25 protein-coding genes and 1 pseudogene are annotated in these 26859 nt (G+C 43.1%); 15 read left to right on the top strand and 11 right to left on the bottom strand.

Going from position 1 to position 26859, the window contains the following annotated elements; genetic code table 11:
* The 4 genes from ACM0OZ_RS13025 to ACM0OZ_RS13010 form a co-directional block, all read left to right on the top strand.
* On the top strand, window positions 1-213 hold a 213-nt coding region (locus tag ACM0OZ_RS13025; RefSeq protein WP_414583243.1), incomplete at its 5' end, for a hypothetical protein.
* Between the two features lie 31 nt (window positions 214-244).
* Complete coding sequence (locus ACM0OZ_RS13020; protein ID WP_414583242.1) at window positions 245-1090, top strand: SWIM zinc finger family protein; 846 nt, start codon at window positions 245-247, stop codon at window positions 1088-1090.
* Between the two features lie 189 nt (window positions 1091-1279).
* Window positions 1280-1579: a CU044_2847 family protein gene (locus ACM0OZ_RS13015; protein ID WP_073633275.1), complete on the top strand. Its 300-nt coding sequence runs from the start codon at window positions 1280-1282 to the stop codon at window positions 1577-1579.
* A 143-nt stretch (window positions 1580-1722) separates the two neighbouring features.
* On the top strand, window positions 1723-1944 hold the full coding sequence (locus tag ACM0OZ_RS13010; RefSeq protein ID WP_414583241.1) for a hypothetical protein: 222 nt from the start codon (window positions 1723-1725) through the stop codon (window positions 1942-1944).
* A 72-nt stretch (window positions 1945-2016) separates the two neighbouring features.
* Here the strand turns inward: ACM0OZ_RS13010 and ACM0OZ_RS13005 are convergent, their stop codons facing one another.
* Together ACM0OZ_RS13005 and ACM0OZ_RS13000 are read right to left on the bottom strand one after the other, a co-directional pair.
* Entirely contained in the window at window positions 2017-2892 is an 876-nt protein-coding gene (locus ACM0OZ_RS13005; RefSeq protein WP_414583240.1) for an SDR family oxidoreductase, read from the bottom strand.
* Between the two features lie 119 nt (window positions 2893-3011).
* Window positions 3012-3758, bottom strand: coding sequence for a tetratricopeptide repeat protein (locus ACM0OZ_RS13000; RefSeq protein ID WP_414583239.1), 747 nt, complete (start codon window positions 3756-3758; stop codon window positions 3012-3014).
* A gap of 555 nt (window positions 3759-4313) precedes the next feature.
* Between ACM0OZ_RS13000 and ACM0OZ_RS12995 the strand changes: the two genes are divergently transcribed.
* The gene (locus ACM0OZ_RS12995; RefSeq protein ID WP_414583238.1) at window positions 4314-5666 is read left to right on the top strand and encodes a pentapeptide repeat-containing protein; all 1353 of its coding nucleotides are present in this window, start codon (window positions 4314-4316) and stop codon (window positions 5664-5666) included.
* 264 nt (window positions 5667-5930) lie between these two features.
* On the opposite strand, the gene ACM0OZ_RS12990 is transcribed toward ACM0OZ_RS12995, so the two are convergent.
* Entirely contained in the window at window positions 5931-6779 is an 849-nt protein-coding gene (locus ACM0OZ_RS12990; RefSeq protein WP_414583237.1) for an acyl-CoA desaturase, read from the bottom strand.
* Window positions 6780-6962: 183 nt separating this feature from the next.
* Here ACM0OZ_RS12990 and ACM0OZ_RS12985 point away from each other — a divergent pair, with 183 nt between their 5' ends.
* Both ACM0OZ_RS12985 and msrB read left to right on the top strand, forming a co-directional pair.
* Window positions 6963-8195: a TetR family transcriptional regulator gene (locus ACM0OZ_RS12985; RefSeq protein WP_414583236.1), complete on the top strand. Its 1233-nt coding sequence runs from the start codon at window positions 6963-6965 to the stop codon at window positions 8193-8195.
* A 359-nt stretch (window positions 8196-8554) separates the two neighbouring features.
* Window positions 8555-9078, top strand: a pseudogene (gene msrB, locus ACM0OZ_RS12980) (peptide-methionine (R)-S-oxide reductase MsrB).
* A 234-nt stretch (window positions 9079-9312) separates the two neighbouring features.
* Here the strand turns inward: msrB and ACM0OZ_RS12975 are convergent.
* Window positions 9313-11127, bottom strand: a complete 1815-nt coding sequence (locus ACM0OZ_RS12975) for a hypothetical protein (protein WP_414583235.1) — start codon at window positions 11125-11127, stop codon at window positions 9313-9315.
* A gap of 1081 nt (window positions 11128-12208) precedes the next feature.
* Between ACM0OZ_RS12975 and ACM0OZ_RS12970 the strand changes: the two genes are divergently transcribed.
* Both ACM0OZ_RS12970 and ACM0OZ_RS12965 read left to right on the top strand, forming a co-directional pair.
* Window positions 12209-14218, top strand: a complete 2010-nt coding sequence (locus ACM0OZ_RS12970) for an amylo-alpha-1,6-glucosidase (protein WP_414583234.1) — start codon at window positions 12209-12211, stop codon at window positions 14216-14218.
* Window positions 14219-14369: 151 nt separating this feature from the next.
* Window positions 14370-14633, top strand: coding sequence for a chemotaxis protein CheB (locus tag ACM0OZ_RS12965; RefSeq protein ID WP_414583251.1), 264 nt, complete (start codon window positions 14370-14372; stop codon window positions 14631-14633).
* A 55-nt stretch (window positions 14634-14688) separates the two neighbouring features.
* Here the strand turns inward: ACM0OZ_RS12965 and map are convergent, their stop codons facing one another.
* Entirely contained in the window at window positions 14689-15462 is a 774-nt protein-coding gene (gene map / locus ACM0OZ_RS12960) for a type I methionyl aminopeptidase (protein ID WP_414583233.1), read from the bottom strand.
* A 5-nt stretch (window positions 15463-15467) separates the two neighbouring features.
* A complete protein-coding gene (locus tag ACM0OZ_RS12955) occupies window positions 15468-16481 on the bottom strand; it encodes a Gfo/Idh/MocA family protein (RefSeq protein ID WP_414583232.1) in 1014 nt (337 codons plus the stop codon).
* Window positions 16482-16940: 459 nt separating this feature from the next.
* On the opposite strand from ACM0OZ_RS12955, the gene ACM0OZ_RS12950 reads away from it, so the two are divergent.
* Both ACM0OZ_RS12950 and ACM0OZ_RS12945 read left to right on the top strand, forming a co-directional pair.
* Complete coding sequence (locus ACM0OZ_RS12950) at window positions 16941-17240, top strand: ferredoxin (RefSeq protein ID WP_414583231.1); 300 nt, start codon at window positions 16941-16943, stop codon at window positions 17238-17240.
* Window positions 17241-17796: 556 nt separating this feature from the next.
* The gene (locus ACM0OZ_RS12945) at window positions 17797-18099 is read left to right on the top strand and encodes a ferredoxin (protein ID WP_414583230.1); all 303 of its coding nucleotides are present in this window, start codon (window positions 17797-17799) and stop codon (window positions 18097-18099) included.
* Between the two features lie 276 nt (window positions 18100-18375).
* Here the strand turns inward: ACM0OZ_RS12945 and ACM0OZ_RS12940 are convergent, their stop codons facing one another.
* Window positions 18376-19971, bottom strand: a complete 1596-nt coding sequence (locus ACM0OZ_RS12940) for a SpoIID/LytB domain-containing protein (protein ID WP_414583229.1) — start codon at window positions 19969-19971, stop codon at window positions 18376-18378.
* A 330-nt stretch (window positions 19972-20301) separates the two neighbouring features.
* Here ACM0OZ_RS12940 and ACM0OZ_RS12935 point away from each other — a divergent pair, with 330 nt between their 5' ends.
* From ACM0OZ_RS12935 to ACM0OZ_RS12920, 4 genes are all read left to right on the top strand, one after another.
* Complete coding sequence (locus ACM0OZ_RS12935) at window positions 20302-20562, top strand: ParB N-terminal domain-containing protein (protein ID WP_041034194.1); 261 nt, start codon at window positions 20302-20304, stop codon at window positions 20560-20562.
* 45 nt (window positions 20563-20607) lie between these two features.
* On the top strand, window positions 20608-21093 hold the full coding sequence (locus tag ACM0OZ_RS12930) for a Dps family protein (protein WP_041034196.1): 486 nt from the start codon (window positions 20608-20610) through the stop codon (window positions 21091-21093).
* A 72-nt stretch (window positions 21094-21165) separates the two neighbouring features.
* A complete protein-coding gene (gene grpE, locus ACM0OZ_RS12925; RefSeq protein ID WP_414583250.1) occupies window positions 21166-21831 on the top strand; it encodes a nucleotide exchange factor GrpE in 666 nt (221 codons plus the stop codon).
* 182 nt (window positions 21832-22013) lie between these two features.
* Window positions 22014-22349 (top strand): STAS domain-containing protein, encoded by a 336-nt coding sequence (locus ACM0OZ_RS12920; RefSeq protein ID WP_414583228.1) that lies wholly within the window; start codon window positions 22014-22016, stop codon window positions 22347-22349.
* Here the strand turns inward: ACM0OZ_RS12920 and ACM0OZ_RS12915 are convergent.
* From ACM0OZ_RS12915 to ACM0OZ_RS12900, 4 genes are all read right to left on the bottom strand, one after another.
* On the bottom strand, window positions 22346-23482 hold the full coding sequence (locus ACM0OZ_RS12915; protein WP_414583249.1) for a PP2C family protein-serine/threonine phosphatase: 1137 nt from the start codon (window positions 23480-23482) through the stop codon (window positions 22346-22348). The two genes, ACM0OZ_RS12920 and ACM0OZ_RS12915, sit on opposite strands and share 4 nt — an antisense overlap.
* A 92-nt stretch (window positions 23483-23574) precedes the next feature.
* Complete coding sequence (locus ACM0OZ_RS12910) at window positions 23575-24342, bottom strand: DUF1350 family protein (protein WP_414583227.1); 768 nt, start codon at window positions 24340-24342, stop codon at window positions 23575-23577.
* Between the two features lie 301 nt (window positions 24343-24643).
* Complete coding sequence (locus ACM0OZ_RS12905) at window positions 24644-25432, bottom strand: ABC transporter permease (protein WP_414583248.1); 789 nt, start codon at window positions 25430-25432, stop codon at window positions 24644-24646.
* A 243-nt stretch (window positions 25433-25675) separates the two neighbouring features.
* Window positions 25676-26707 (bottom strand): ABC transporter ATP-binding protein, encoded by a 1032-nt coding sequence (locus ACM0OZ_RS12900; RefSeq protein WP_414583226.1) that lies wholly within the window; start codon window positions 26705-26707, stop codon window positions 25676-25678.
* Window positions 26708-26859: the final 152 nt, after the last annotated feature.

Genomic DNA, 26859 nt, shown 5'->3' with positions numbered 1-26859 from the left:
ACTTGTCGCAAGCAAGCAGGCGAGGAAATGTTTCTGACTTGTCGCAAGCAAGCAGGCGAGGAAATGTTTCTGACTTGTCGCAAGCAAGCAGGCGAGGAAATGCTTCTAACTTGTCGCAAGCAAGCAGGGGAGGAAATGTTTCTGACTTGTCGCAAGCAAGCAGGCGAGGAAATGTCCCCCTCTCTGCTGGCGGAGAGGGGGGTTGGGGGGTGAGGTTCTGTACCGTCATAGAAGAGGAAACAAAATGACAAGTTACACCCTTGAAGCGAGTCGAGAATGGTGGTCACAACGGTGGCTTGATTTGTTAGATTCGTATCGTTTTAAAAAACGTCTGGAACGTGGGCGAAACTATTCACGTCAGGGAAATGTCCTCAGCATCGAGTTTAAAGGGGCAAAAGTCTTGGCTAGGGTACAAGGTTCGGACCCAGAACCATACAAAGTTTCCCTGTCCCTTGACCCCTTCAGTGAGGAACAGTGGGGTTATGTGATTGAAACTATGTCGCAAAAGTCAATTTTTGCTGCAAAGTTATTGGCAGGGGAAATGCCGCAAAATATGGAAGACGTTTTCACTAGCAATGGTCTTTCCCTATTTCCTTTTACCTTGTCTGATGTTCACAGTAAATGTTCTTGTCCTGATAAGGCTAATCCCTGCAAACATGTTGCTGCAATTTACTATCAGTTAGGCGATCGCTTTAGTGAAGACCCATTTGTTTTATTTCAATTACGGGGACGCACAAAAGAGCAAATTATCAGTGATTTACGTCAGTTACGCAGCAATGTAAAGACGTTGCATACAACGTCTCTAGATGAACCATCTCAGGTACAAAAGTCCACACCAGAGAAACAATTCTCTGTAACAATGAACTCTTTTTGGCAATATAATGAGCCATTGGAGTCTTCTTTGGTAGTCATTGTACCATCAACAAACGAAACAGTTTTAGATGTGTTGGGGTCAATTCCCTTAGCAAAAGAAGAGGAAAATTTAACTTCTTTAACTGCTGCTGATATGGTGATGAAGTATTTAGAGACAGTGTACAAAGATGTTAGCCAAAAAGCTGTTTTAGCAGCAATGAATGTCGGAGGTGGTTAAGAGAAGGAGGGTGAGAGAAATTGAAGAATAAGAGTTATTTACTTTCTTCTCTCTTTCACCTTCGCTATCTCCTAGGTTCGCGTTTGCGTAACAAAGTGGAACTTCGGCTTGTATGTTTTTTGTATTCTTGATGATTTTTATGACTAAGGATGGAATGCTATAAAAGCACAGTAATCGAGTCAAACACACATGGAACTCCAAACCAAAATTATTGCAGTAGAACTTGCTGATGGTACAAGTGTCAGAGTTGAAGCTACACAGATAGGCGATCGCAAAATCAATTTTCAAACGCGACCTTTTGAGGAAGTCACCACCGCGATTGAATCGCTGACTAAAGAAATTGCGGAAGCATTACACAAAGTTAAGCCAGATAGAGCCAGAGTAAAGTTTGGTGTAGATATTGGCATTGAATCTGGTAAACTTACAGCTTTACTGGTAAAGGGTTCTAATACGGCAAATATAGAGATTACTTTAGAATGGGGTGAGTGATCGGATTTGGTATCGCTACATCTATAGCAATCCTAAATCATTCGTGAAAATGAATCGTACATAAACATTTTGGGGAAATCGAAGATTTGATGGTGAGTTATGAGTTCAAATAATCTCTTAACCGCAGCGAACGATTTACACAGATGATAGAACTCTCTAACAAACTTTTTGGCGTACAACCAAATATCTTCTACCGGGTTTTGTTCTGGGTCATTTGCGGCAAAGCGAATACAAGTAATTTTCCACTCCTGAACATCCAAACCCTGATTTACGGAATTTTGGTATGCTCGAAATTTAACCGAACGATGATAGCTGGCTCCATCCCAAATCAAGGCAATACGGCTTTTGGGAAACTGGGAGAGTAAGTATTCAACAAATGTGAGCGCGTTGCTAGCTCAAGGCTCTAATCCTTTAGGCGGCGAGGTGCAAGATATGGTTTAACTAAATATTCTGCAATCTTCTAATTCTTCTCGCAAAGATAGAGGTTGATAACCTAAAGAAAAAGCTTTGGAACTATCTAAAGAAACATCAGATGGTCTAGGTGCTGCCATTTTTACATCTTTTTGTCGGCAGGCTTTTAATCCGTCGGAGGGAAGTTGAAAAACCTCAACTAATAAACGACCAAAATCATAGCGCGAGATTCTCTCTTTTCCTCCTAAGTGAATGAGTCCGTTCACTTTTTCCAATGCTAATAACAATCCTTTGGCTGCAGTTATTCCACTGACAGGTGTCCGGAATTCATCTATAAATAAATTTAACTCTTTTCGGTGTTTAAGAGTTTGAATAAATGGTTGTATAAAGCTTGTTGCTGTGGGTGTTTCATTACCAAACATTAAGGGCATACGGCAGACAGCAGTCATGGGATTACGCTTTAGCATTCCTTCCTCAGCCATGACTTTTTGCTCACCATAAATATTAACAGGACATACAGGATCTGTTTCTTGGTAGGGAGCATTTAAGCCATCAAAAACCAAGTCGGTTGACGTCAAAGCGCAGGAAATAGAAGAATCCGCACAAAGCCCGGCGATATTACAGGATGCTTTCACATTGATTGCGTGTGATTCATCCGGATGAGTTTGACAAAAATTTGGTTGGGATATTGCGGCGGTATGAATCACCGCTGCTGGTTGAACAGCATCAAATATTTGTTTCAGTTCTGAGAAATCTGTCAAATCAACTTTCAGCATTTTTATGCCTGGAATTTCTAAAGAATGGGAAAAGTAGGTTCCATAAACTTCCCATTCTTGTTTTGCTATCTGGCAAAGGTGCCATCCTAAAAAACCACTTGCGCCAGTAATTAACACTTTTTTCATATTTAAAATCTATATTTTTACTAAGGGTAACACTAACACTTGTAAAAAGTAAATTTTAAATAATTAGGGCGCGTTAGCTTTGCCATAACGCACCCTAGTGTAGTTTAAAAGCTTAGAAACTATTGTATCAATTCCTGAAATTTCTTATAACTACGAATTTTGGCAAAATCTGAGTCTGTTTTTGCTAACTTGTCGTACTTACCAGGGAAAAGCTGAATCGCCTTTTGTAGGTTCTCAACTGCTAATTTTGTATTACTCTGTAATGCATAGGTACAAGCTTTGTTGTAGTAAGCTTCATGCTTGTTTGGTTGAATGGCGATCGCCTCATTGTACGATGCTAAAGCTTCCTGATAGCGTTGCAACTTTGTCAAGGCTATGCCTTTGTTTATCCAAGCTTCAAGCTTGTCTGGTTTAATGGCAATTGCTTTGTCGTAAGATACTATCGCTTCTTGGTAGCGTTGCAATTTTGTTAGGACATTACCTTTGTTAAACCAGGCTTCATGTTTGTCTGTTTTGATAGCAATTGCTTCGTCGTACGATTCTAAAGCCTCCTGATACCGTTGCAAAGCGGTTAATGCATTACCTCTGTTAATCCATGCTTCAGCACTCTCAGATTTAACCGATATCGCTTTGTCGTATGCTGCTATTGCTTCCTCGTAGCGATGCAAGTTGAACAAACTATTCCCTTTAGTGAAATAGTTTTCTGCCTTTTGAGCATCGTTTGCTTCTGTAATCAACTGGGCAACATTAGTTTCCTTGATCACTTGCCTACTATTTTGTCCAGCTGATTTTGCCCACTCACCACAGCCAGATAGAAATACAGTCGTTAAAAAGCTATAAGGAACAAAGCAACGCCAACTGACCATGCTTGACTATAGAACTCTTAATATCATCCTAATCTTTTTCTTCTTAAAAAGAAGTATAAAGACATACTGACATTTTAGCAAAAATATGGCTCAAAAGATGTGTGAAAACCTTTACTGGAGAGCAGATAATTGATAAAGTCTGTCTTAATGATTATACCACATTATACTTAGATAACAAGGTTAATCTTGGTATTTTCCTTATCTTGAGAATCTTGTACCTAAAATAAAAATATTAAATTATCTCCTAAGATGGATGCAATTGCTTTGTTTATAGCAGTTAAAAAATTGTTTTTGCAGACAGTCCAGAGTTACTCTTGACTTTTGAACGGCAAAGACGCAAAGGAGGCTCGCCCGACTCGATTTGAACCAAAAAGCCGCAGCGCGTTTAGTAGGAGTTCTTAATCGACGGGATCAATTTCATAGCCGGGTAACAGCGCAGTGGTCTACGATTGAACCGCTTTGTTTTGCTACCTGCGGCTGTTGCCTAACCCCACCTTCTAGCAGATACCATGAGACAGCTGTTGAACTGAAGCGTGCTGGTGGCAAAATATAATCATGCCGATTGAATCCAACTCCAACTCATCCCTGTCTCATAAACAAGAACCTGTTCTCGAAGACGACTTACAACCAGATGACTTTGAGGACGTAGGTGAAAATTGCTTCATACCAGATGGGCTTGCCACTCAACAAGCCCTTTCGGCAATTTCATCGCTGCAATCTCCGCGCAACACAACTGCCCTGCAACAAGCACGTTCCACGTTCCAAGGGTTCACTAGACCTGTAACAGTCAAACCCAGAGCATTGTTGCTGATCTTAGTCGCGATCGCCATCACTTTCATAGGAATAGCCATCAATAACTGGATCATTGGTATCTTCGGAACGCTGGGAACTTTGGTCTTGTCACTAGCAGTGCTGTTACCAACTATAGTCACTGTGGTACAAGAGTGGTTTTCAGCTCAAGAACGAGCGCTGTTTGTTGCGTTTTTAGGAGTCGTCGCAGGTGTCATTGGTGGAATTAAGTTCAGCGGTTTAGGCGATCGCATCCTAGCTTGGGGACGCCGAGTTAACTGGGACGCTGCTGGGACACTAGCGGAATGGTTCGGCGCTTTAGGGCAAATTCTCATTGCCATTATTGCCGTTTATGTTGCTTGGCGACAGTACGTCATTTCTAAAGACTTGACCATTCAGCAAAACCTCCTCACGGTTCAGCAAAATATTATTACCCAACAGCAGACGATAGATTCCTATTTCCAAGGTATCTCTGACTTAGTATTAGATGAACAAGGATTGTTAGAGGATTGGCCACAAGAACGGATGATTGCGGAAGGACGCACAGCAGCAATTCTCAGTAGTATAGATGGTAGTGGGAAAGCGAAAGTTCTCCGCTTTCTCTCGCGTTCCAAATTGCTGACACCCCTGAAGCGCGATCGCCACCTTGGGCGTGCCATTCTTGATGGTAATGGCGGTTATGCAGAAGATCGAGAGACTGGTTTGCGTGTGGTCGATTTAGGAGTGATGCTTGCGGGAGCTGATCTTGCTAGTACTGATTTGCGTTGGACTGATCTATCGGAAGCAAATCTTGTCCGCGCTAACCTTACTGGCTGTGACTTGGTAAAAGCCAATCTCTCCCGGGCTATTTTATATGAAGCAAAACTCAACGGTGCTGATTTAAACGGAATTCGCGTGTTCTATGGTTCCGCTGAAACCGCCTCGCCCCGCAGCCGTACTGCACCGCCAGACTACGAGACTGGCGAACACACAGGGGCTGTTGTTGAAGACGCTGATTTCACCAATGCCCAGCGAATGTCTGAATCTGCGCGATACTATTGCTGTGCTTGGGGAGGCGAAAAAACCAGAGGTACTATTCCCGGTGGTTGCGAAGGTATTCCTAATAAATTGGGCAGGTAGTCAGCCCCTTTGGGGAAGTCAAAAGTCAAAAGTCAAAAGTGAGCCAGCGCTGCAGGAGGGTTTCCCTCCGCAGGCGACTGGCGAACCCCGAAGGGGTCAAAAGTCATTAAAGAAATCATTCGTGAAAAACTAGATCCCCGACTTCTTTGAGAAGTCGGGGATCTGTGGCTTTCAATTCTCACAAAGAAAGCGGAGGATTACTATATGACTTTTGCAAGAAGTCTATTTGTTAGTGGTTTGTTGTGTTGGTTTTTCTCGTAACCACTAACTACTTGCTTTTGACGTTGGAGGCATGACAACTTTCTTAGCTAAGCCCAGAGTCTGCAATGTTTTAATTGCCCACCAAGTCATATCCACTTCCCACCAAGTATACCCGGCTTTTGCGACATTTGGATGAGCATGGTGATTGTTATGCCAACCTTCACCATAAGTGAGAATGGCTGCCCACCAAAGATTACGAGAGTTATCCTTCAACTGGAAACTACGATAGCCGCGCAGGTGAGTCGCTGAGTTAATAAACCAAGTGGTATGCCACAGCACTACTGCCCGCAGAAAGACTCCGTAGATTACAAAACTCCATCCACCCAAAGCATACAATAAGACACCAACAGGAATTTGGAGCGGCAAGAAGTTGCGATTTAGCCAACGATAAAATGGGTCACGGTATAATTCCGGGGCAAATCTTTTGTAATGTTGTTCCTCAAAAAACTCTGCACGCGGGTAAAAAATCCAAAGCATATGGCTCCACCAAAAACCACGCTGGGAAGAGTAGGGGTCTTTATCTACGTCCTCTGTATGCGCATGATGTAGCCGATGTCCCGCCACCCAAAAGATTGGTCCTCCTTGCATCGCAAGCGCACCCACAATAGCGAGTCCATACTCCAACCACTTCGGCACCTGTAAACTTCGGTGAGTCAAAAGCCGATGATATCCTAAACAAATACCAATGCTGCCAAACAACCAGTGTAGGAATATCATCACTCCCAAAGCAGACCAAGAAAAACACCAGGGAGCGAGCATTGCCAAGGCATGGAATGTACCGAAAAATGCCACGTTGATCCAGCTCAGAGTAAGCGGCTGCTTACCAACAGCCGCAGCTGAGTTGATAGTCATAAATCTTTCCTTTGACGTGAATGCCGTAAATAAACTAGTGCAGAAGACTGTACTTGTTACCACATCCTCTGCGAACACAGGCGTTGACAGCTAAAGTGGGAAGAGAGGATGCAAGTGCTACTTACATCTGTTAGTCTAGCAACGATACAACTTAAATGCAAGTGCCACTTGCAGTTTTCACTTATGTCTGGAGAAATAATTTCAACGCGACAGAGACTGATTAACGCAGCAATGGAGTTATTCGCGACTCAGGGAATCACCGAGACAACAACCAAAGCTGTCGCAGAATTAGCAAAAGTGAATGAAGTGACGTTATTCCGGCATTTTGGCAACAAGCACGGATTGGTTCTAGCGGTGATTTCCGAGTCACCAGTGTTTAAAGAACTGGGTGAATCCTTAAAAACGCAAGTCAGTCAAACGAATAGTGTTTACCAAGCTCTCAAAGATTATTGCGAAGAGCGCTTAACGGCTTTAGAACAAGTTCCTGAATTAGTACGCTCTGTAGTCGGTGAGTCAGGAAAATATCCAATAGAAAATCGTCAAGCACTGGGAAGAAGCTTAGCGCAAGCCAACAACTATGTAGCTGAATATTTAGCAACAATGATGGAGCGTGAACAATTATACACCCAATTGCCACCTCAAAAGCTAGCCAGTTTACTCAATAGTATGTTGGTAGGATATGCCGTGATTGAATTTACCAGTGAATTTCATGAACTTTGGCATGACAGAGATGAGTTTTTGGAAAATTTGGTAGCGTTGTTTTTAAAAGTAGCCACAAACTCTTCAAGTCAAATCAATAATGAATCTATTCCAACAGAGAAGGTGGTAGATTTACCAGCAACTTTAGTTCACTCTATTTTACAAAGAGCTAAAAAATCAGGGCTGCGAGATTATGCCCTAATGTATGTTTTGTTTGCAGCAGGTTTATCTCCAGAAGAAATAGTAAACTTAGAGCGATCGCACCAGATTAACGACACCAAACAGCACTTATTGCAAATTACCCAAGGCTCTATTCGACAAGTTCCTGTCAATCAGTGGATCATGGGTAAGCAGTATGGCTCTTATACTCGCAATCCCTTAACTCAGTGGTTAAAAACTCGTAAAGATAACCACTCTGCATTATTTCTCAATGACGATGGAATGCCTATTTCAGAGGTAGAAATACAACACCGCTGGCAAATATTAACTGAGGGATTATTAACACCAGAAGGGCAACAGCCAGTCATTGAGCAAGCTCAACAAACATGGTGTGTAGAAATGTTGATGAAGGGAATGAATTTAGAAGATATGAGTATAATTACAGGTTGGAATATCACAAAATTGCAACCCTATGCTCGTAGAGCCAGAGAAAAATCAGTTCTAGAGCAAGCGATTCGCCTCGATCATAAATCGAGGCAGGTAAATCGGGAAAGTTAAGTCTCACGAGTCTCACCTTAATCCATAACCTTGATAGAGTTTCCAATCAAACTTATGAGCTAACGACGAAGATCAGCGACAGCAAGCAACCTCGGCAACTCCACAGGCGGTTCTCGTCCTTCTGGTGCACCGCGTAGCTTCCGCTTGCTGGCAGGCGATCGCAGCTATCCAACGCTTTACACGTGGGAGATCATTTGGTGGAGCGGATGAAATTTTGAGAGAAAGTACACAATTACAGAAGTTGATGGTATTTATGTCAATGATTCTTAGCAGATTTTAATGATTCTATCAGGGCTCATTCATGGTTATCGCTCATGCTAGTCATTAAGCTAGCTCAATCGGCAAATTAATGATGCATTATGAAAAAACGATATTTTTTACACGCTGGTGCAGCAATGCTAGGCACAGTATGGTTATCACGTTATTTATTAGGAAGGTCAGAAGTTATGGCAACTGCAAAGAATGAGTTTGAAATCAGCAAAACTGAGGAAGAGTGGCGCAAAAGTTTGACGCCGGAACAGTTTAGAGTACTGCGTAAACATGGGACTGAACGTGCTCATACCAGCCCACTTGATAAGCAATATGCTAAAGGGGCTTATGTATGTGCTGCCTGTGACTTGCCACTTTTTACATCTGAGACTAAATTTAACAGTGGCACTGGTTGGCCTAGTTTTTTCAACTCAATAGAAGGGGCGATTGCGCGGAGCGCAGTGCCCAAAGGGCAATCGCCACAACCGTAGACAAGTCATTTTTTATGAGCAGGGTTGAAGTGCATTGCCATCGCTGTGGTGGGCATCTGGGTCATGTATTTGACGATGGTCCCGCGCCTACGGGCAAACGTTACTGTATGAATGGGGTGGCAATGAAGTTTATTGAAGGTTGAGGTTAGTGTTTGCAGGCGATCGCTCTTGGAGGTTTTCAAACGAGATGATCTTATGCGAACACCTGCCCTCAAATCCGAAGTTTGTCCCTACTTGGAGATAAATCGGTTTAATATTCCCAATTACCCGCCGCTAATAACCTTGAACACTCACAGATAACTCTTGTATGGTCAGGTGCATTGAGGTTGTTAGACTGGGGGTTGCTGAATTTTACTCTAGCCTTAATACCTGTACTTTTAGCTTCCTTGATCTAGTTTTTTAATTCTTTTAAGCTCTCTCAATCGTTGTTTGTTTTCACGAATTAAGGTATCAGTGGCTGATCCGAACTTGAAGATAATTTGTGGTTCATTCTCAGGGGCTGAATCATCTTGAATGAATTTTGCATCTACGATTTCTTGACCTTTACTCACTGCATCTTTTAAGGAATTACCAATTTCTTGCCGACTTATACTCTTCCATGCCTCCTCAGCAGAAATTTTTCCTGCCAAGAGAGAAGTTACGAGGCTTGCGGAGAGTGTTACGGTGAAAGCACCACTAGTACCAAACTCTATAGAGCCTTTAAAGCAATCTTTGTCTTTTTTGATAGAAGCAGCAAATGTACCAAACTCTAGCCTAATGCGTGATTCCTCTCTCAATTGGGAATTTGCTTGCACAAATACAACATTGATTACTGGCTGCCTAATATTTGCTGCCGCTTTCAGATAGCTACCTATTGTTTGTTCGAGAGATGGATTAGATCTGGGATCATCCTTGAAACTTAAGCGGTTACTATCCCAAACCTCATCAGCAGTGATATCCCCTACCAAAAAACGAGCAACAAGCTTACATGGAATCTCTACATTAAAAGCAAAGTCTGATTTAGGGCTAAAAACAAAACGCCCTCCCGATTCTCTGTATCTATTCAATGCTACAGGAACATCTTGAGCCTTTTGTGGTTTTTCCCAGCTTTCCCAGCCAGGTCCATATTTGATCTGATTAAAATTTATCTGCTCTAAAAGCTGTTCCTGCGCTGCTGCCAAGGCAACATTAGGATGAGGATTTTTAATAATGAGAGGCTTACTTGCTTTCCGTTGCCATCTATATTCTAATCCAGAGTATTCGTTTCTAATAGTGACAATTACTACTGCTGAAATAAATCTGGAGCCACTAACACGTTGACGGCGCATAGCCCAAGGCCAAGAACGGTTATCAGTCAAGTTAAGGATCGTAGTCCAATCCCATTGTTCTATGTCAGCTAAGGCTGAATAAACAGCCTTTTGGGGTTGTATGGAGGAGAGCATATCATGACCATTAATTTGGTGAAGGCTTTCAGAAGCACCAATAACGAGAACTAATGGTTGATATATTTTTCTAGATTCTTCCCATTTCTTGGCTTGTTCCGCCTTATGTTTAATAGTTTTGTAAATTAAGTTATCTTCAGCTCGTTGTGGAACATTTGGAGTGGGAAATGATGAAGAAACACCAAATCCCTGCTCAATCCCCTCAGCAGTAACAATTACATTTGCCTCTTCAAGAGACCAAGTTGATGGTAGGTTGCGTGATGAAAGCTGAATGACAAAAGATTTCCACTTGTCTGTCTTAAGTTGCTGGTTCCAGCAATTGCGTGGTGGTACTTGCACATCTTTGGTAGAATCAGCAGGCTCAAGTCGGATTGTTAGTGAGTTTGCATAATTAATTCCTTTTTTAACCAACTCTTTCCTCACCCAACATGGAAAATGTTTTAGATCATCTTCTTGTTGCTGATTTCGAGGCATAATGTATGCAACCTCGATATAAAAAGGTTCACAACCTGAAGGTTGCAAGAAAATATCTGGAGCACCCGGAGTTGGTTCGTGTTGAACCAGAGCAGCAATGCCTTGATTCTGTTTAACGTTCTTATAGTGTATTGAAACAATAGAATAAGCGGTAGCGTGTAGGACAATCAACTCCCATAACATTGGTTTTGTACTTTCGTAATCACTTCTCAACTTTTTCCGAAGTTCGCTTAATTCTGTACCGAGCCACAGTTCACACTCACTTAGCAAAATTTCTGCCTGTTTTTCGTTAATCATTGTCTCAAAATACTCTTTCCTAAGAATTCACTCTTGATTTTATTTGAAGTGCTATTTGATCTTTCCTTAAACCAACTAAAGTTTCTGGATATCATTCTAGGTCACAACACCCGAAAAAGTTGCTGGGTTCGGGTGCGTGTAGACGCTTAGTACAGCTCACTATAAATGAGGTATGGAATTCAGTTTTGGAATGAGCAGCGAAAAATTGTGATCGCCCAAAGGGCGATCACAATTTTTATTTCCGACCCCTTTTTGCGGTGACGTGTACTTAGCTCGACTTTATCCAAAATTAAGAACTTGGTTTCCTTTATCCGGCAAAAACCCTGGCTTTTTGGCAAATACTTTTTCCCACATCAGAGATTATCGATGAAGTTCAAAAAGTAAAACTACCGTCTCACAAAGGTTTCACTGATAGCGAGCACGTTGCCAACAAAATGGATAAAGTCGAGCTAAGAATCTGGGGCTAAATCTGTCATTGCTCCTTTTGAATTTGTCTAATGAACAACAGAGCGATCACCCTGATCCCCAAACTAGTTATCTCGCCTTTAGCGCTAAACTTTCTACAATTTTCAAGAGCCCTGTAGTCAGCCCAGTTTTGTACAGAATGCTCCTTTTTATACTCCTCATAACTTTGGTTGAAAAACTGGCTAATTTGCCCGGTAGTCACTGCTTAGTTTAGTAGTTTGCCCAGACCATGCTGAATGACATAATCAGCATACCAAGTAGCTCATTCTTCGTCATACACTCCCTTCAGAACAGTCTGTTCGTATTCGTAATGCGCTCCACCTGCTTGAGTCAACAAAGCAGCAATAGCTGTTGTAGTAGTTTGCATCATGTTCTATCTCCCTTTTTATTTGTTTTTGGTTGGTTGCAGGATTTCTACCTCTGTAATACCGAAACTTAAGCCTCAATACTTAAAAGCTTATGAATATTACATGATCTCAACCTGATTAGCCGTTAAAATTTTAGTTGGGATTGTTAAAAAAATGCCCTCTCATCAACTCTTAATCCCAATCTCAACACAATATAGGCTTTATAACCGATACTCCAAAATATCAATCCCAAAGAAGGGTGTTGACTTATGTGTATTGAATTTGGGCGGGAAATCTGTGGCAATCTCGACATCGCACAGTCGCGGGAATGGTTAGTCACCAATGGCATCGGCGGTTACGCTTCTGGTACTGTGGCAAGTTTGCTGACGCGTCGCTATCACGGTTTGCTGGTAGCAGCATTGAAACCGCCTCTGGGTCGTACTTTGCTGCTGACAAAACTGGATGAAACTGCCTTGTATGACGCTCGCTCTTTCTCTCTGCACACGAACCGTTGGATGGATGGTATCGTCAGTCCCCAAGGCTACCAGCACATTGAACGCTTTTCCTTGGAAGGCACAATTCCTGTGTGGCGTTTTGCCTTTGCTGACGCTTTGTTAGAAAAACGGGTGTGGATGCAGCAGGGAGCTAACACAACCTATGTCCAATATGCCCTGCGTCGCGCCACCCAACCGTTAAAGCTGACGCTTAAAGCAATGGTCAACTACCGCGATTATCACGGCAGTACCCAAAGCAACGGTTGGCAGATGAGTATTGAGCCAGTTACACAAGGAATTTGTGTCGCTGCTTATCCGGGTGCTGTACCACTGTACCTGCTGAGTGACCACGGCAGTGCATCTGTTGTCCACAATTGGTATTACGGATTTGACCTGGCAGTTGAACGCTACCGAGGACTGAGCGATAAAGAAGACCACCTCCACGCTGCTACTTTTGAAGCTACACTCAATCGGAGCTCATCGCTCACGTTTGTCGCCAGTACTGACAACCAACCAGACTTGGATGGTGAAGCAGCACTCCACCACCGTCACACTCAAGAGCAGAAGTTAATCGAACTCTGGAAATCTAACCGACCCCTCCATGCTCCTGATTCTCCTCGTTGGATCAATCATCTAGTGTTGGCTGCTGACCAGTTTATTGTTGACCGCTCTGTGCCAGAACACCCTCACGGCAAAACCATCATCGCTGGTTATCACTGGTTTAGTGACTGGGGACGCGATACGATGATTAGCCTACCTGGGTTGACCCTTGCCACTGAACGCCCAGAGATAGCACGCTCAATTCTCCGCACCTTTGCCACGTATGTAGACCAGGGAATGTTACCCAATCGCTTTCCCGATGCGGGTGAAACACCAGAATACAATACAGTCGATGCGACTCTGTGGTATTTTGAAGCAGTCCGCGCTTACTACAGCGCCACTGAGGATGATGATTTGTTGCATGAACTCTTTGGGGTGCTTGCAGATATCATCGACTGGCACTGTCGCGGCACTCGCTACAACATCCACCTCGATTCCACCGATGGTTTGCTTTACGCAGGGGAAACGGGTGTGCAACTCACCTGGATGGATGCCAAAGTCGGAGATTGGGTTGTGACGCCGCGCATTGGCAAACCCATAGAGGTAAATGCCCTCTGGTATAATGCTTTACGGACAATGGCAAACTTTGCTCGCCACATTGGCAAGCCCCATCAGGAGTATTCGGCGATCGCCGACCGTACCCAAGTCAGATTTTCTCGCTTTTGGAATCAACAGACAGGCTACTGCTACGATGTGCTGGATGGTCCCGATGGAGATGACCCATCCTTGCGCCCTAACCAAATTTTTGCCGTCTCTTTACCCGAAAGCCCGCTCACGCCAGCGCAACAACGAGGAGTGGTCGATTCTTGTGGGCGGATGCTGCTAACTTCGCATGGATTGCGTTCGCTTAGCGTGTCCGAAGGACTCTCGCTTGCCCCTGAACATACCCAATACCAGGGAAACTACGGAGGTAATCAGTATCAACGCGATGGAGCCTATCATCAAGGAACAGTCTGGGGTTGGTTACTAGGTCCCTTTGTCCTGGCACATATGCGTGTCTATAAAAATCCAGCTATTGCTCGTCAGTTCCTAGAGCCAATGGCGAACCATCTCACTGCTCACGGTGTCGGTAATCTCAGCGAAATTTTTGATGGCAATGCCCCTATGACCCCACGGGGATGTATTGCCCAAGCGTGGACAGTAGCAGAGGTTTTGCGTGCTTGGCTTGCGACAGAGAATTCCTAAAAGGTTTCTTGCGATGTGCAATGCCTAGAGATGAGTTTTTCCTGAGTCTATCCTGCATTTTTCTCGTCGCATTTTCACTATCAATTTCTCATCAGAAATTCAGCCTTATTTAGGGCAGGACTGTTTGATTGTCTGAAGCCAACCGGGACGGATTTATATTGCTCTGCCAGATCACCACCTGCTTGTGGAATCGGGGCATATCCGAGTAACTCGCGGATCTAAGGAAAATCGCTTTCGTCCCTCGATTGACGTCTTGTTTCGCTCCGCCGCCCGGAGCTATGATCCGCAAGTGATTGGGGTAGTTCTAACTGGATTGCTTGATGATGGGGCATCTGGGCTGTACGCGGTGAAGGAGCAAAGCGGGAAAGGGGTTGTCCAAAACCAGCCTTTGCCCCAACCGCATGTGTGTATTTGATGCAACTGAGAAGCGCTATAGTTTTGATGCCATCAACACAGAAGGTTTTTGATGGTTAAGTCTCGCCTTCGGGTAACGTGAGGATTTCAACGCCGTCTTCAGTCACAGCGAGAGTATGCTCAAATTGAGCGGAAAGCTTGCGATCGCGTGTCACAGCAGTCCAACCATCGCCCAGAAGCTCGACTTCCCAGGTGCCTTCGTTAATCATCGGCTCAATGGTAAAAACCATACCAGGTCGTAGACGTTTTCCCTTGCCTCGTGTCCCGAAATGCGGAATTTCCGGTGCAGTGTGGAAAACGTTGCTCACACCGTGTCCGACGAAGTCTCGCACCACTGAAAAGCCCTGTGCCTCGGCATACTCTTGAATGGCTGCACCAATATCCCCAACCCGTGCTCCTGGCTTAACCTCAGCAATGCCCCTTCTCAGGCACTCGTGTGTCACCTCAACCAGCTTTTTAGCTTTTGGGGAAGGTGTGCCAACAAAGAATGTCTTGGATGTATCACCGTGGTAGCCATCAACAAGCGGTGTCACATCAATGTTAATGATGTCACCTTCCTTGAGGATTTGCTTGGCATTGGGAATCCCGTGACAGATGACTTCATTAACACTCGTGCAAATTGACTTAGGAAAGCCCTTGTACCCAAGAGGTGCGCTTTTTGCACCATGCGCCTGTGTCCAGCGTTCAGCTTCATCATTGAGTTCGAGGGTGCTTACCCCTGGCTTGACAAGTGGTTCAAGATGGTGTAGAAGCTCGGCTGCCAAGCGTCCAGCCTTACGCATCTTGTCTAGTTCTCTGTTAGATAAAATAACAATCGTTTCGCTTTTCATGAAATCTAATGTAAAGCATCATCCAATACTACCGTTACCCCCATTTCGGCAGAACGTCGTGCCGCATCCGCCACTTTCAGAGTGTACAAGCTTTCTTCTGGGGTGACGTATATGGGAGTACCATCAATGAGATGGTCTAACACTATTGTCGTATCTTTGGCAAACAAACCCCGACGAGAAGCAACTTCTATCGGCTTTGTTTCCCCTAGCTGTACCAAAATTCCGGTGTTACCGTCAAAAAGTAATCCGCCGTTTTCACCATGAACTTCAAACTTACGTTCTGGTTGCCACAAAGTTTCGCCTTTACCGTAGACAACATGGGCTAACAGCCCGCTATTAAAGGACAGATGAGTATCACAGAAACAGCTTTGGTAATAGTCTGTTTCTTCTATCTGCCAAAATCGGTTATGACAGTTGATCGATATCACTTTACCAAACAAATCTACAAGACGGTGTAAGCGGGAAAGTGCGCCAATCAAAGGAAACCCGAAAAGCTCGTGATTGTAAGTCCATTTGCGGGGTGCGGGATGCTGGGGATTAATGGTGTTGTAGCGCACAAAAAATACTTGACCAACTTCTGGGAGGTATTGCTTCAAGGCTTGATGTACACCACCCAACAGTTCAAGATGTTCGACATGGAGCAATTTTTTTTGTGCTTTGGAAAGGGCAATAAGTTCTTCAGCTTCTGCCACATCTACAGAAAGGGGATATTCTACAACAACGTGTTTACCCTTCTGCAGCGCTTTTCGTGCAATTGCACCATGATCCCGAGTCACAGTACAAATCACCACCAAGTCTATATTGTCTTGCTCTACCAATTGCTGCCAAGAATCTATCATCTCAGCCTGGTAGTCTCTGGCAAAGGCTTCTGTCTTCTCGGGCGTATGGCCGGCAACAGCAACGAGATGTGAGCGTTGATCATGCACCAATGTTTCAGCCCGGAGCTTTGCTGCATACCCAGTACCAACCAAACCCACCCTTACTGGGGATTTTTGCGAAAAAGCTGAGTTATCGTACATTATTATTGCACCGCTTTGTTTATTGTTGTGTATAAGCGCTAAAAAGCCGATGGGTATAAGGGCGTAAAGGCATTACGCTCGTATCGAGGTAAGAATATAGGGAAAAATAGACTCCTTTGTCTACACTCCTACACTCCTATTCCCTACTCAAACGGCTTTAACATCTCAACCAACCTCAGATTGGTTTACTATGTTATTTTTATACATTGATTTTTTTGCTCGTTTATAACTTTATTTAACAATCTAACAAGTAGAGACTTAGTCTTATAAAAAAATTATTTCGGTTAACTCACTAAATTTCATTAGCCATCGAGTTCAGTTTCCGGTTATATCGTTTTGTTTTTCTCGTAGTATCAGAAGTGAAGCAAATTTTCATGAACTGCTGATCCAATAAGATCAGCCGTCCTATTTGCTTTAGGATAACTTATACAGTCCGTTTGCAGAAGAGAGGATGACAAAATGGCTACTTACAAAGTGACACTCGTCAATGACGCTGAAGGGATAAACAAAACAATTGAGGTAGGAGATGATGAGTACATTCTAGATATTGCTGAAGACGCTGATCTTGATTTGCCCTACTCTTGTCGCTCTGGTGCTTGCTCTGACTGTGCTGGTTTGATTAAATCAGGTTCCGTTGATCAGTCTGACGGGTCTTTCTTGGACGACGACCAGATTGACCAAGGATATGTGCTGACCTGTATCGCCAAACCTACCTCTGATGTCACCATCGAAACCCACAAGAAAGAAGATATCGAATAAAGCTTAGGTACTCCAAAAATCAACTTCCAAGAGCCACTGATGTGGTAAAGACAGAAAAAAAAGCAGGATAGACAGAGAAAAATTCCCCCTGTGCTGTGTCTGTTACTTACACGTACTTTGGCAATAAGTCTATATTCAGGTTATACGAGCAGGAATACACAGAACTCTATGCTCCTGCTTCCTTAACTTACCTAGATTGTGACAGACTCCCTTAAAGGGTATTCGTAGACAAATAAACGTGGAGCTAATCACTGCTGAAAGAAAGTACAAATTGATATACTACGCTAACTTTTTATACTTTCAAGATTTTTTGGACACTTATAACTTTATTTAACAATCTAAGGAGTAGAAACTCAGTGCCATAAAAAAAACTTATCAGTATTAACTAACTAAATTTCATTACTAATCGAGTTCAATTTCCGGTTGCATCCTTTTATTTTTCTCGTAGTATCAGAAGTGAAGCAAATTTTAACAAACGGCTGATCCCATAAGATGAGCCGTCGTATTTGCTTTAGGATAACTTATACGGTCCGTTTGCAAAAAAGAGGATGACAAAATGCCTACTTATAAGGTCACACTGATTAACGAAGCTGAAGGATTCAACGAAACGATTGAGGTTAAGGATGATGAATATATTCTAGATGCTGCTGAAGAGAAAGGTTTTGACCTGCCTTACTCTTGCCGCGCTGGTGCTTGCTCTACCTGTGCTGGTAAACTTGTATCTGGTTCTGCTCCAGACCAGTCTGACCAGTCTTTCTTAGATGATGACCAAATCGAAGCTGGATATATCTTGACTTGTGTCGCTTACCCAACTGGAGACTGCACCATCGAAACCCACAAGGAAGAGGAACTTTACTAAAAGTTAGGCACCTCCAAAATCAACTTCTTAAAAGAGTACCGGATGTCGTAAAGACACAAAAGGAAAAGAAGCAGTACAAACAACAGAAATCATTCTGTGCTGTGTCTGCTCCAACACCTACTTTGGCATTAAGTCTAGATTCATGTTAGATGAGCAGGAGCACAGGGAATCCCGCGTTCCTGCTTTATTAATTTAATTTTAGCAATCTCCACAAGCATCCCTGTGTTGATCTGCAAGGGAAGGAAAGCATTTTGAGTGTGATAGATATAGATTTGCTCAGTTTGTTTGCGCAATCCCGTTGCCGAGAATTTGAGTTTTAGTCCCAGGATAGTAGAACTGAAGAATCTTTGGACTTGACCAGCCGAGGTTAGCTAAATTTTGAGCACCCACTTGACTCAAGCCAACTCCATGTCCTAAACCACCACCAACAAAGGCGTATCCCCAAAGTTCTGAGTTACCTTTATTTAATGGTTGTAGGTAAAACAGGGTGCTGATAGGAGCCATAAAGGCACTGCGAACTTCGTCTTTATGTAAAGAAAATGTGCCAATATCTGTTTTGACATCGAGTTTGAGAATCCGACCACTCTTGCTTCGCTCTACTACTTTCATTTCTCGGATAGTTTTGAACTTCGCATAGGGGCTGTTTTTCACCTTGAGAAATTTTTGTAAACCCTTGGTAATGTCTTTCAAGCTCGTTTCCCGACGCCAACGGAACAAGTCCCTCTCACTTTCATTAAATCCTTGTTTGAGACTGATAAACTGTTGAAATTGGTTTTCATCCGCTAAATTCTGCCCAGACAAGTTCCATATATCATGGCTTGGAGCATCTACTATCGGTTGGAGATAGGGACGGTCATCACCATTCCAAACATCGCTAAAGGAAGCGGTGACACCACCAGTTGTGGAAGAATATAAAGCATCCACTAGCTGATTTTTATAAGTGAGAACCATACCCCGTGTTGTGGCGATCGCCCGATCTGTCTTCGGTGTTACTCCACTCAACCCATAATAAACTTGACAATGAGTATCTGCACACAATTGATACCCATCTATAGCAAATCTATGTAAATTCCGTAAAGCATAAGTCCGGGCGAGAATCGCTTGTGCTTCCATTGCTGGCATTGGTGCTGTCGCGCCAATTTCATACGGCACAACTCCACGCAAGTATGTTTCTAAAAATACTTCATTCACCAGAGTATAGTCGCCATAGGCATTTGGCTGCAACTTCATGCGTCCAGGGTAAAGACGTGCTTTGTCGGGTTTTTTACTTTCATTGACCCGAATCAAATTTTTGTCGCTACTAATTTCTAAATTATCTGGGCTGAAGCGTTTGCCATCCACTTGCCAACTGACTCGGGGTACGTTTTGTAAAACTTGGGTATCGACAAAAGCAGTCTTTTGACCAGCAGCTTGGACGCTTTGCAACAGCAAACGTCTGAGTAAGGGAGTGTTGTAAACTTCCCGTTTTGCCCAAACTTGCCAGCGATCTGGTTGGGCTATTTCCACTTCTATTCCGCGATCGCGCCACTTTTGCGCGCTATCTTCAGCGGTTTCATACGTACGGAATGTTCCCAACACCACCCTTTCCTTGACGACTGCTGCTGGCAAAGGTTGCATCAAGACTTCTAGTTTGACAGGCTTGGTCGTGACTAAAGTTTGCTGGCTACTCCCATCTTGAAATTTCAACCTCAAGCGATCGCCTTTAGTGGGTTCTAATTGCAGCGCTTCTGTAGGCTGATCTCCAAATCGCTGCACAATGCCAATCCTGATTTCCACATCCTTTGTTCTACTTGCAGGACCCGACGCCCCAGTTAAACCCAACAAACAAAACGTGGTGAGTACCGTGTAAGAAATACGCCAAATGATTTTCATGGAATCTTTGTTTTGCCGCCACAGCTGTCTAGGGGTAGATGATCGCCAAAATCATTATTAGGTAAGAAGGATAATGTCAGACATACTTGGTTGCAAGCCCCTAAAACGGAAAAAATCCGTCCAGAAAAATTCAAGCGAAGCATCCTGATTCTAAGACCCCCCTTTCATCTTTAGGGTTCCTTTTTCGCATTCTGACATTCCTATGTAGTGTAGTAGTTTTTCGCACAAGTTATTTGCTCAAATCAATACCTGTTTCACAACCAAAATTAGTTGCAAATTGAAGTCATAACGACTATGATTTTATAAAGAGCGACAAAACACAACTCATTTATGGTCATTCAAGAAATTCCTTTAAATCAGATACGGCGACCTTTGCCACGCCAAAACGACCCAGAAAAGGTAAAAGCGTTAATGGAATCGATTGCTGCCATTGGGCAGAAAGAACCAATCGATGTTTTAGAAGTCGATGGACAGTACTACGGATTTTCTGGATGCCATCGTTACGAAGCTTGCCAGCGTTTGGGCAAAGAAACGATCATAGCTAGAGTCCGCAAAGCCCCTAAAAGCGTTTTGAAGATGCATCTGGCATAAGCTTGTCTTTGGTAGGACAATTCAATAAATCATTTGGAGAAAATTATGCCAAGTCAAACATTCCCAGTAAACATTGGTATTGACGAAGCAAGCAGGGCTAAAATTGCCGAAGGTTTGTCTCGCTTGCTGGCTGATACTTATACGCTGTACCTGAAAACTCATAACTTTCATTGGAACGTCACAGGACCGATGTTCCAAACTCTGCATTTGTTATTTGAGACCCAGTATACAGAGTTAGCGGGTGCAGTTGATTTGATTGCCGAACGGATCAGAGCATTGGGCTATCCTGCACCCGGTACTTACAGCGAGTTTGCCCAACTCAGTTCGATTTCAGAAAGTCCTGGTGTCCCCAAAGCTACAGAAATGATCCGCCTGCTTGTCGAAGGACAAGAAGCCGTTGTTAGAACTGCGCGGTCTATCTTCCCCGTTGTAGATGAGGTTAATGACGAACCCACTGCCGATTTATTGACTCAGCGGATGCAAGTACACGAAAAGAATGCTTGGATGCTGAGAAGTTTGCTGGAAGAATAAAGGTATGGGGAATGGGGAATGGCAAAAACAACCAATTCCCCATTGCCAATTTCCAATTCCTCGTGTGCTGTCATGTCCGACACCGATTTCACTCAAAAATTGCATGATTTGATGCAACGGGTGGGTATTTCTAGTTTTAAAGCGTTGAGTCGCACTGCTGGTGTCTCAGAACGTCAAATTTTGCGGTTGCGACGGTTCGGAGTTGGGCAAATGCGCGTGGATGTCCTACTTAAGTTGTCGCAAGCGCTGAAACTCAGCTTAAATGAATTAGTTGCTACTTTCTCTCAAGTAGAGTTGGTGATAGATAAAGATACACCAACCCAAGAATTGTTACATTATGTAGACCAATTAAAAAAAGAATACGAGCGATCGCAACAGCAAATACAACAGCAACGACAAGTATTACAGCAAGAGTTCCAGCAGTCTAGTTTGCAACTGCTGGAATCTTTGTTATTGCAATTTCCCACAGCCGCACATAAAGCACGAGAAAATCCCCAGTTACCAGCAGTAAACATTGTTCCGTTGGTACACAAACCCTTAGAAAAACTTCTACAGCATTGGGGGGTGGAAGCCATAGCACCTGTGGGAGCAGAAATACCCTATAACCCACAACTCCACCAGCTTCTCGAAGGTGAATCACAAGTTGGTGAAATTGTCAAGGTGCGTTACACTGGTTACCGTCAAGGTGACAAGTTGCTATATCGAGCTAAGGTCAGCCCAGTGTCAGCACAAGTGTAGGCAAAGGATAGCAGAAACAGGCACTCACGGTTGAAAAATTACAAACAAATAGTTACCGGTAAACCCCAATTTATTATTCAGAACTTTTACATAGTTATGTGGTTACCGTTTTTCAAATGAATTACTATTGGTATAGGCTAACAATGTCAAGAAAAATTTATACTAATTAGTATTCCTACGTTATGATAGAGCAAGTAAAAGTTATTCAACTAACTGGAATGTTAGGGACTAGTCAATCCCAAGAGTTTCGAGAAAAAATTAATGAAATTATCGAAAAAGAAAGTAGCACCAAAATAGTATTAGTTGATTTTAAAGATGTGACTTTTATGGACAGTTCTGGCTTGGGTGCTTTGGTGTTAGCTTTCAAAGACCTACGAGCTGTAAATAGGAATTTGGTGATCTGCTCGATAAATGAACAAGTTAGAATATTGTGTGAACTGACCGGCATGGATAAGATATTTGAAATATTTCCTAGTCAAGAGGAATTTAACAAAGTTGCCATATCTAAAATAAATTAATCAAACTTCATCTTGATGATAGATAAATCATCATCAAAAGCTTCCTTTGAGTTTAAAGAGATGATGTAATTTAATATCTGATCAAGTTTACCCTCAAATTGCCGCTGTGAGGTGACAAGCATCTGAATGAAATCTTCTAACGTCCAAAGAGTGCCATCTGATTGAGTGATTTCGTAAGCACCATCACTGAAAATATAAAGAGAACTCGATTCTTCAATATTGCAAAAGTCATCTACATATTTTACCTGTGGAAACATACCCACAGGCACACCTGGAGTTCTCAATTTTTTGACTTTAGTCGAGGTTGGGGATTTTCCAGATATTAAGACTGCTGGCGGATGACCGGCACTTGCGTAAATTAATTGGCGTTTAACTCGGTTATAAACTCCATACCAGATAGTAAAGTATTTATCGTTTTGATAATTCATTTGAAAAGTATTATTCAACGCTTGCAGGACATCACTAGGTTGATAGTAATTCAGACCCTTAAGAGCACGCGATCGCAGTAAATTTAATACAGAAATCGAGGGGAGAGTTGCTCTCAGCCCATGTCCAGCAGTGTCTAACAGGTATATTGCTAAGTAATCAGGGTCAAGCCAATAGTAATCAAAACAATCACCTCCGAGTTGGCGTGAGGGAATGAATTGGAAATTAATGCCCAGAGGATGCGTCATTGGAGGTGGTAGAAGCGATCGCACATATTCTGCGGCTTCTGCCAATTCTGCTTCTAAAATTTGCTTTTGGGTTTGTAAATCCCTACTAAGTTGGTGCAGACGCAATCCTGCTCTTACTCTTGCTTGCAATTCATTGTGTTCAATCGGTTTAGTGATAAAGTCATCTGCACCCGCATCTAAGCCCTTAACGCGATCGGCTACGGAATCTAAAGACGTTAATAAAATAAAGAACGTAGTAGATAACTGGGGATCTGCCTTGATTCTTTGGCAAACTTCCAGTCCATTTAACCCTGGCATAATCCAATCACAAATAATCAGCGCCGGACAGCAAGCAATTGCCTTGACAATTCCTTCCTCACCATTGCTAGCAACCACGACTTTATAACCCTGTCTTTCCAGCATCCTTGTCAGAAGTATCTGTACTGCCAGGTCATCATCAATTATTAAGATTTGATACAAATTAGCCATTAGTCATTAAGTCACGAGTCATTAGTCAGTTATAAGTCATTAGTCATGGAAGACTTTTGACTTTTGACTATCTCTCTAGATGATTATGGAGGGGAAAGAGGATTTAGCCACAACAAAATGGTGCGTTGGAGCTGATTGAGATCGCGGTATACTTCTTGCTTGAACCACTGTCCGAAGGCGTCAAACGGCGTAAACGATTCTCCCGTCTGCCATTTAATATCTTGCCCTAAGGGTGTGGTATGAGTGCCGGTGAGTGTCTGTACCGTCACCATCTCTGGAAAGCGTTGTTTCAAGAGTTCAGTTAAAGTTTTTGATTGATCAAGCGTGTCGTTAGTAAATTTTATTAACAAGTTGCGGCGAACATTATAGCACTCTTGCACGAGTTTATTGGTTTCTAACGGTGAGGGGGTAAACTCGACGGCGGCGGCTAAGTTCAACTGTTCGATTAAGGGAATGGCATCGCGTGCAGCGTAGTTGTTATAGGATATGAGGATATTGCCAGCGCGTTCTACAGGAAGAAGGCTACCAATAAGTAAGTGGAGTTTGCACCCCATACTGTGTCCGATTCCGTAAATGGGAAGGTAGCGCTTGCGTATTGCCGAAGTATCGTGTAAGCGTTCTATGGCGCGTTCAAAGTTTAATAGTACAGATTTGGCGATCGCAGTATGATCCAAAGTGTTCACAAACGGCGTCGCAATCACAGCATAGCCTTTGCTTGCCAGTTGTTCTAATAAGTGGCGGTAAGTCAGATGAGGTGCAGTAGCAACGAATGCACCGCCCAGGAAATGAATGATAGCAACAGGATTTCGTGGAACGAGTACCCAGTTGCCAGATATTTCTTGCCAGTCCATCTCAACAAGGTAAAGGGTGGGAGATCAAAGCTGAGTATTTAATACTTTTTAATATAAAGCCTTGTTGAGTGTTGTTGTGGGGTGGGTATCCGTCAATAACTAGGGGTGTAAGGGTGTAAGAGTTGCCTCGTTCCTAGCCTCAGGCTGGGAATGCATATTGGAAGGCTCTTTTTGCCAATTGAGCGTTACTAGCCGCTTCAAGGGCATTTCCAGGTGGAACCTGGAAACGAGATTTTAGAAGGGTTTCACCTTAAGTTGACACGTATGGCATCCTACCTGCCCAAATTGTGCGAATACGAGATTATGCTCCCATCCCAGAATATCTCTTCAACCCCCGCCGCCACAGCAAACGATTTAAACCCAAAAACACCAAAATCCAACCCACCATTGACAAAAATCCCCGTCCTAAATCCACGGGTAGCCCAACCAAAATACTTGCAGGGAAATCAATCATATAAGGAAACGGCGTACAAAGTACCACCGCCCGCACGCTTGGAGGAAAAACCTCCAGAGGTGCAATCATCCCAGACAAAAATAAATAAAACAAAAACCAAAAATTTTCTACAGCACTCGCCCGTTCAGTCCAAAAAGCAAGCATTGCAAATGAGTATTGCATGATAAAACGCAAAGCAAAAGCCAGCATCGCCGCCAACATAAATAGCAAAAGATTTGCTAGACTTGGCAACCAAAAAGCTTGGGGATAAAGGAGAAAAAATATCACCAACAGTAACAATGCAAAAGGTAAACGGGCTGCTCTTTCAGAAATATGAGACGCAATATGATGCCATACTGGATCAATAGGTTGTAGCAAGCGAGGAGAAAGTTTTCCTTCTACTATTTCCCTTTCAAACTCCCAAACAACCCAAACAACTGTGATTTGTCTAAGGAGAAAAACAGTAAGAAAGTAACGGGCAAAATCCACAGGTGACAGACCGAACCGTCCTCCTTGCGCCGCCTGTATCCACACTCCCATGAGAATAATTGGCAGAGAATTTGCCAGCACCCATAAAATAAGTTCCGCCCGATACTCAACCATATAGGCGTAGTAGACTGACAGGAACGTCAGGGCTTTCTTGAAAATTCGCTTCATCATAAAGATTTAGTCATGAGTCATGAGTTATGGCGCTTCTGGTTTAGATGAAATACAGATTTATCTGTGTCCATCTGTGGTTCTTATTTCTTGATCTATTGCACTCAACTAAGTACACCATTTCATTAATTCGTAACGTTTTTAAATGCAGAGGAGATCTCTCGGTAAACGCAAAGGTACACAGAGTCTTCGTTCAAGTTTTCGCTATGAACTTATGGAATCATCTACTAAGAACCGCTATATTTAAACGTTGACCACTCCTGCTTGAAAAACTCGCCCAATCACTTCTTCAACTGGCGGTTCTGTGACTGTCAAATCAACGACATCCAAATCTGCTAAAATTCGCGCCACGGTACGGGTAAGTTCCTCTTGCTGCACCATAAAACAAACCGATCGCCCTTCCATATGTCGTAAATCACCATATAACATCAGTTTTTCTTTTGGCAGAAGATTAGTTAATTCTAAATGGACTTCTCGATAAGGGGCAAAACGTTCCAGCAGTCCATCCAAGCTACCGTCATACATCAACTGTCCTTGGTGAATGAGCAGAACCCGCTGAGATAAAGCTGTAATGTCAGCCATGTAATGGCTTGTCAATAGTACTGTCGCTTGATATCGCTGATTGTACTCGCGCAAGAAATCACGCACCCCCACCTGAGCATTTACATCCAATCCCAGTGTTGGTTCATCCAAAAATAGTACCTGAGGACGATGCAAAAGTGCTGCTAAGAGTTCTGCCTTCATTCGTTCACCTAAAGACAGCTTCCGCACGGGTTGAGTCAATTTACCTTCGAGCGACAGCATCTCGGTTAATTCTCCTACCCGTTGACGGAACTCTTTATCAGAGATATTATAGACAGCACCGTTAATCTTGAGAGAATCAAGTGCTGGTAAGTCCCAAAGCAGTTGCTGTTTTTGCCCCATCACCAAAGTAATTTTTTGCAAAAATGATTCTTGGCGACGAAATGGAACGTGTCCACCAACTCTGACTTGACCGCTAGAAGGATGAATCAGCCCCGTGAGCATTTTCAGTGTCGTGGTTTTACCAGCGCCATTTGGTCCTAAAAACCCCACCACTTCACCAGGTGCAATTTCAAAGGAAACATCTTGAACTGCTTTGATTTCTCGGTAGGTGCGGCGGAAAAAGTGGCTGATTGTGCCTACAATGCCTGGTTCTTTAACGGCAACAGGATAAACTTTGCTCAGGTTTTGAACAGATATTATACTATAATCATTTGCAGTAGAAACATTGTGTACTGACGATTCTGGTGACATAAAAAACGGTAATAAATTGGATTTAGCAACAAAGTTTACTTAAAATAGTTCCAGATCTTATTGTCTTTCAATTTGTATAAACAATACAAATTTGTTTTTATTTTATACTTTCCCACTCAGAGAATGTTTGGAAAGTGTAGTTTGTACCAGAA

The organism is Scytonema sp. PCC 10023, from assembly GCF_963920835.1.
In the GTDB taxonomy this organism is placed as follows: domain Bacteria; phylum Cyanobacteriota; class Cyanobacteriia; order Cyanobacteriales; family Nostocaceae; genus Kalymmatonema.
The sequence above is the reverse complement of the archived record's forward strand: the minus strand, read 5'-3'. Positions and strand labels throughout refer to the sequence as shown.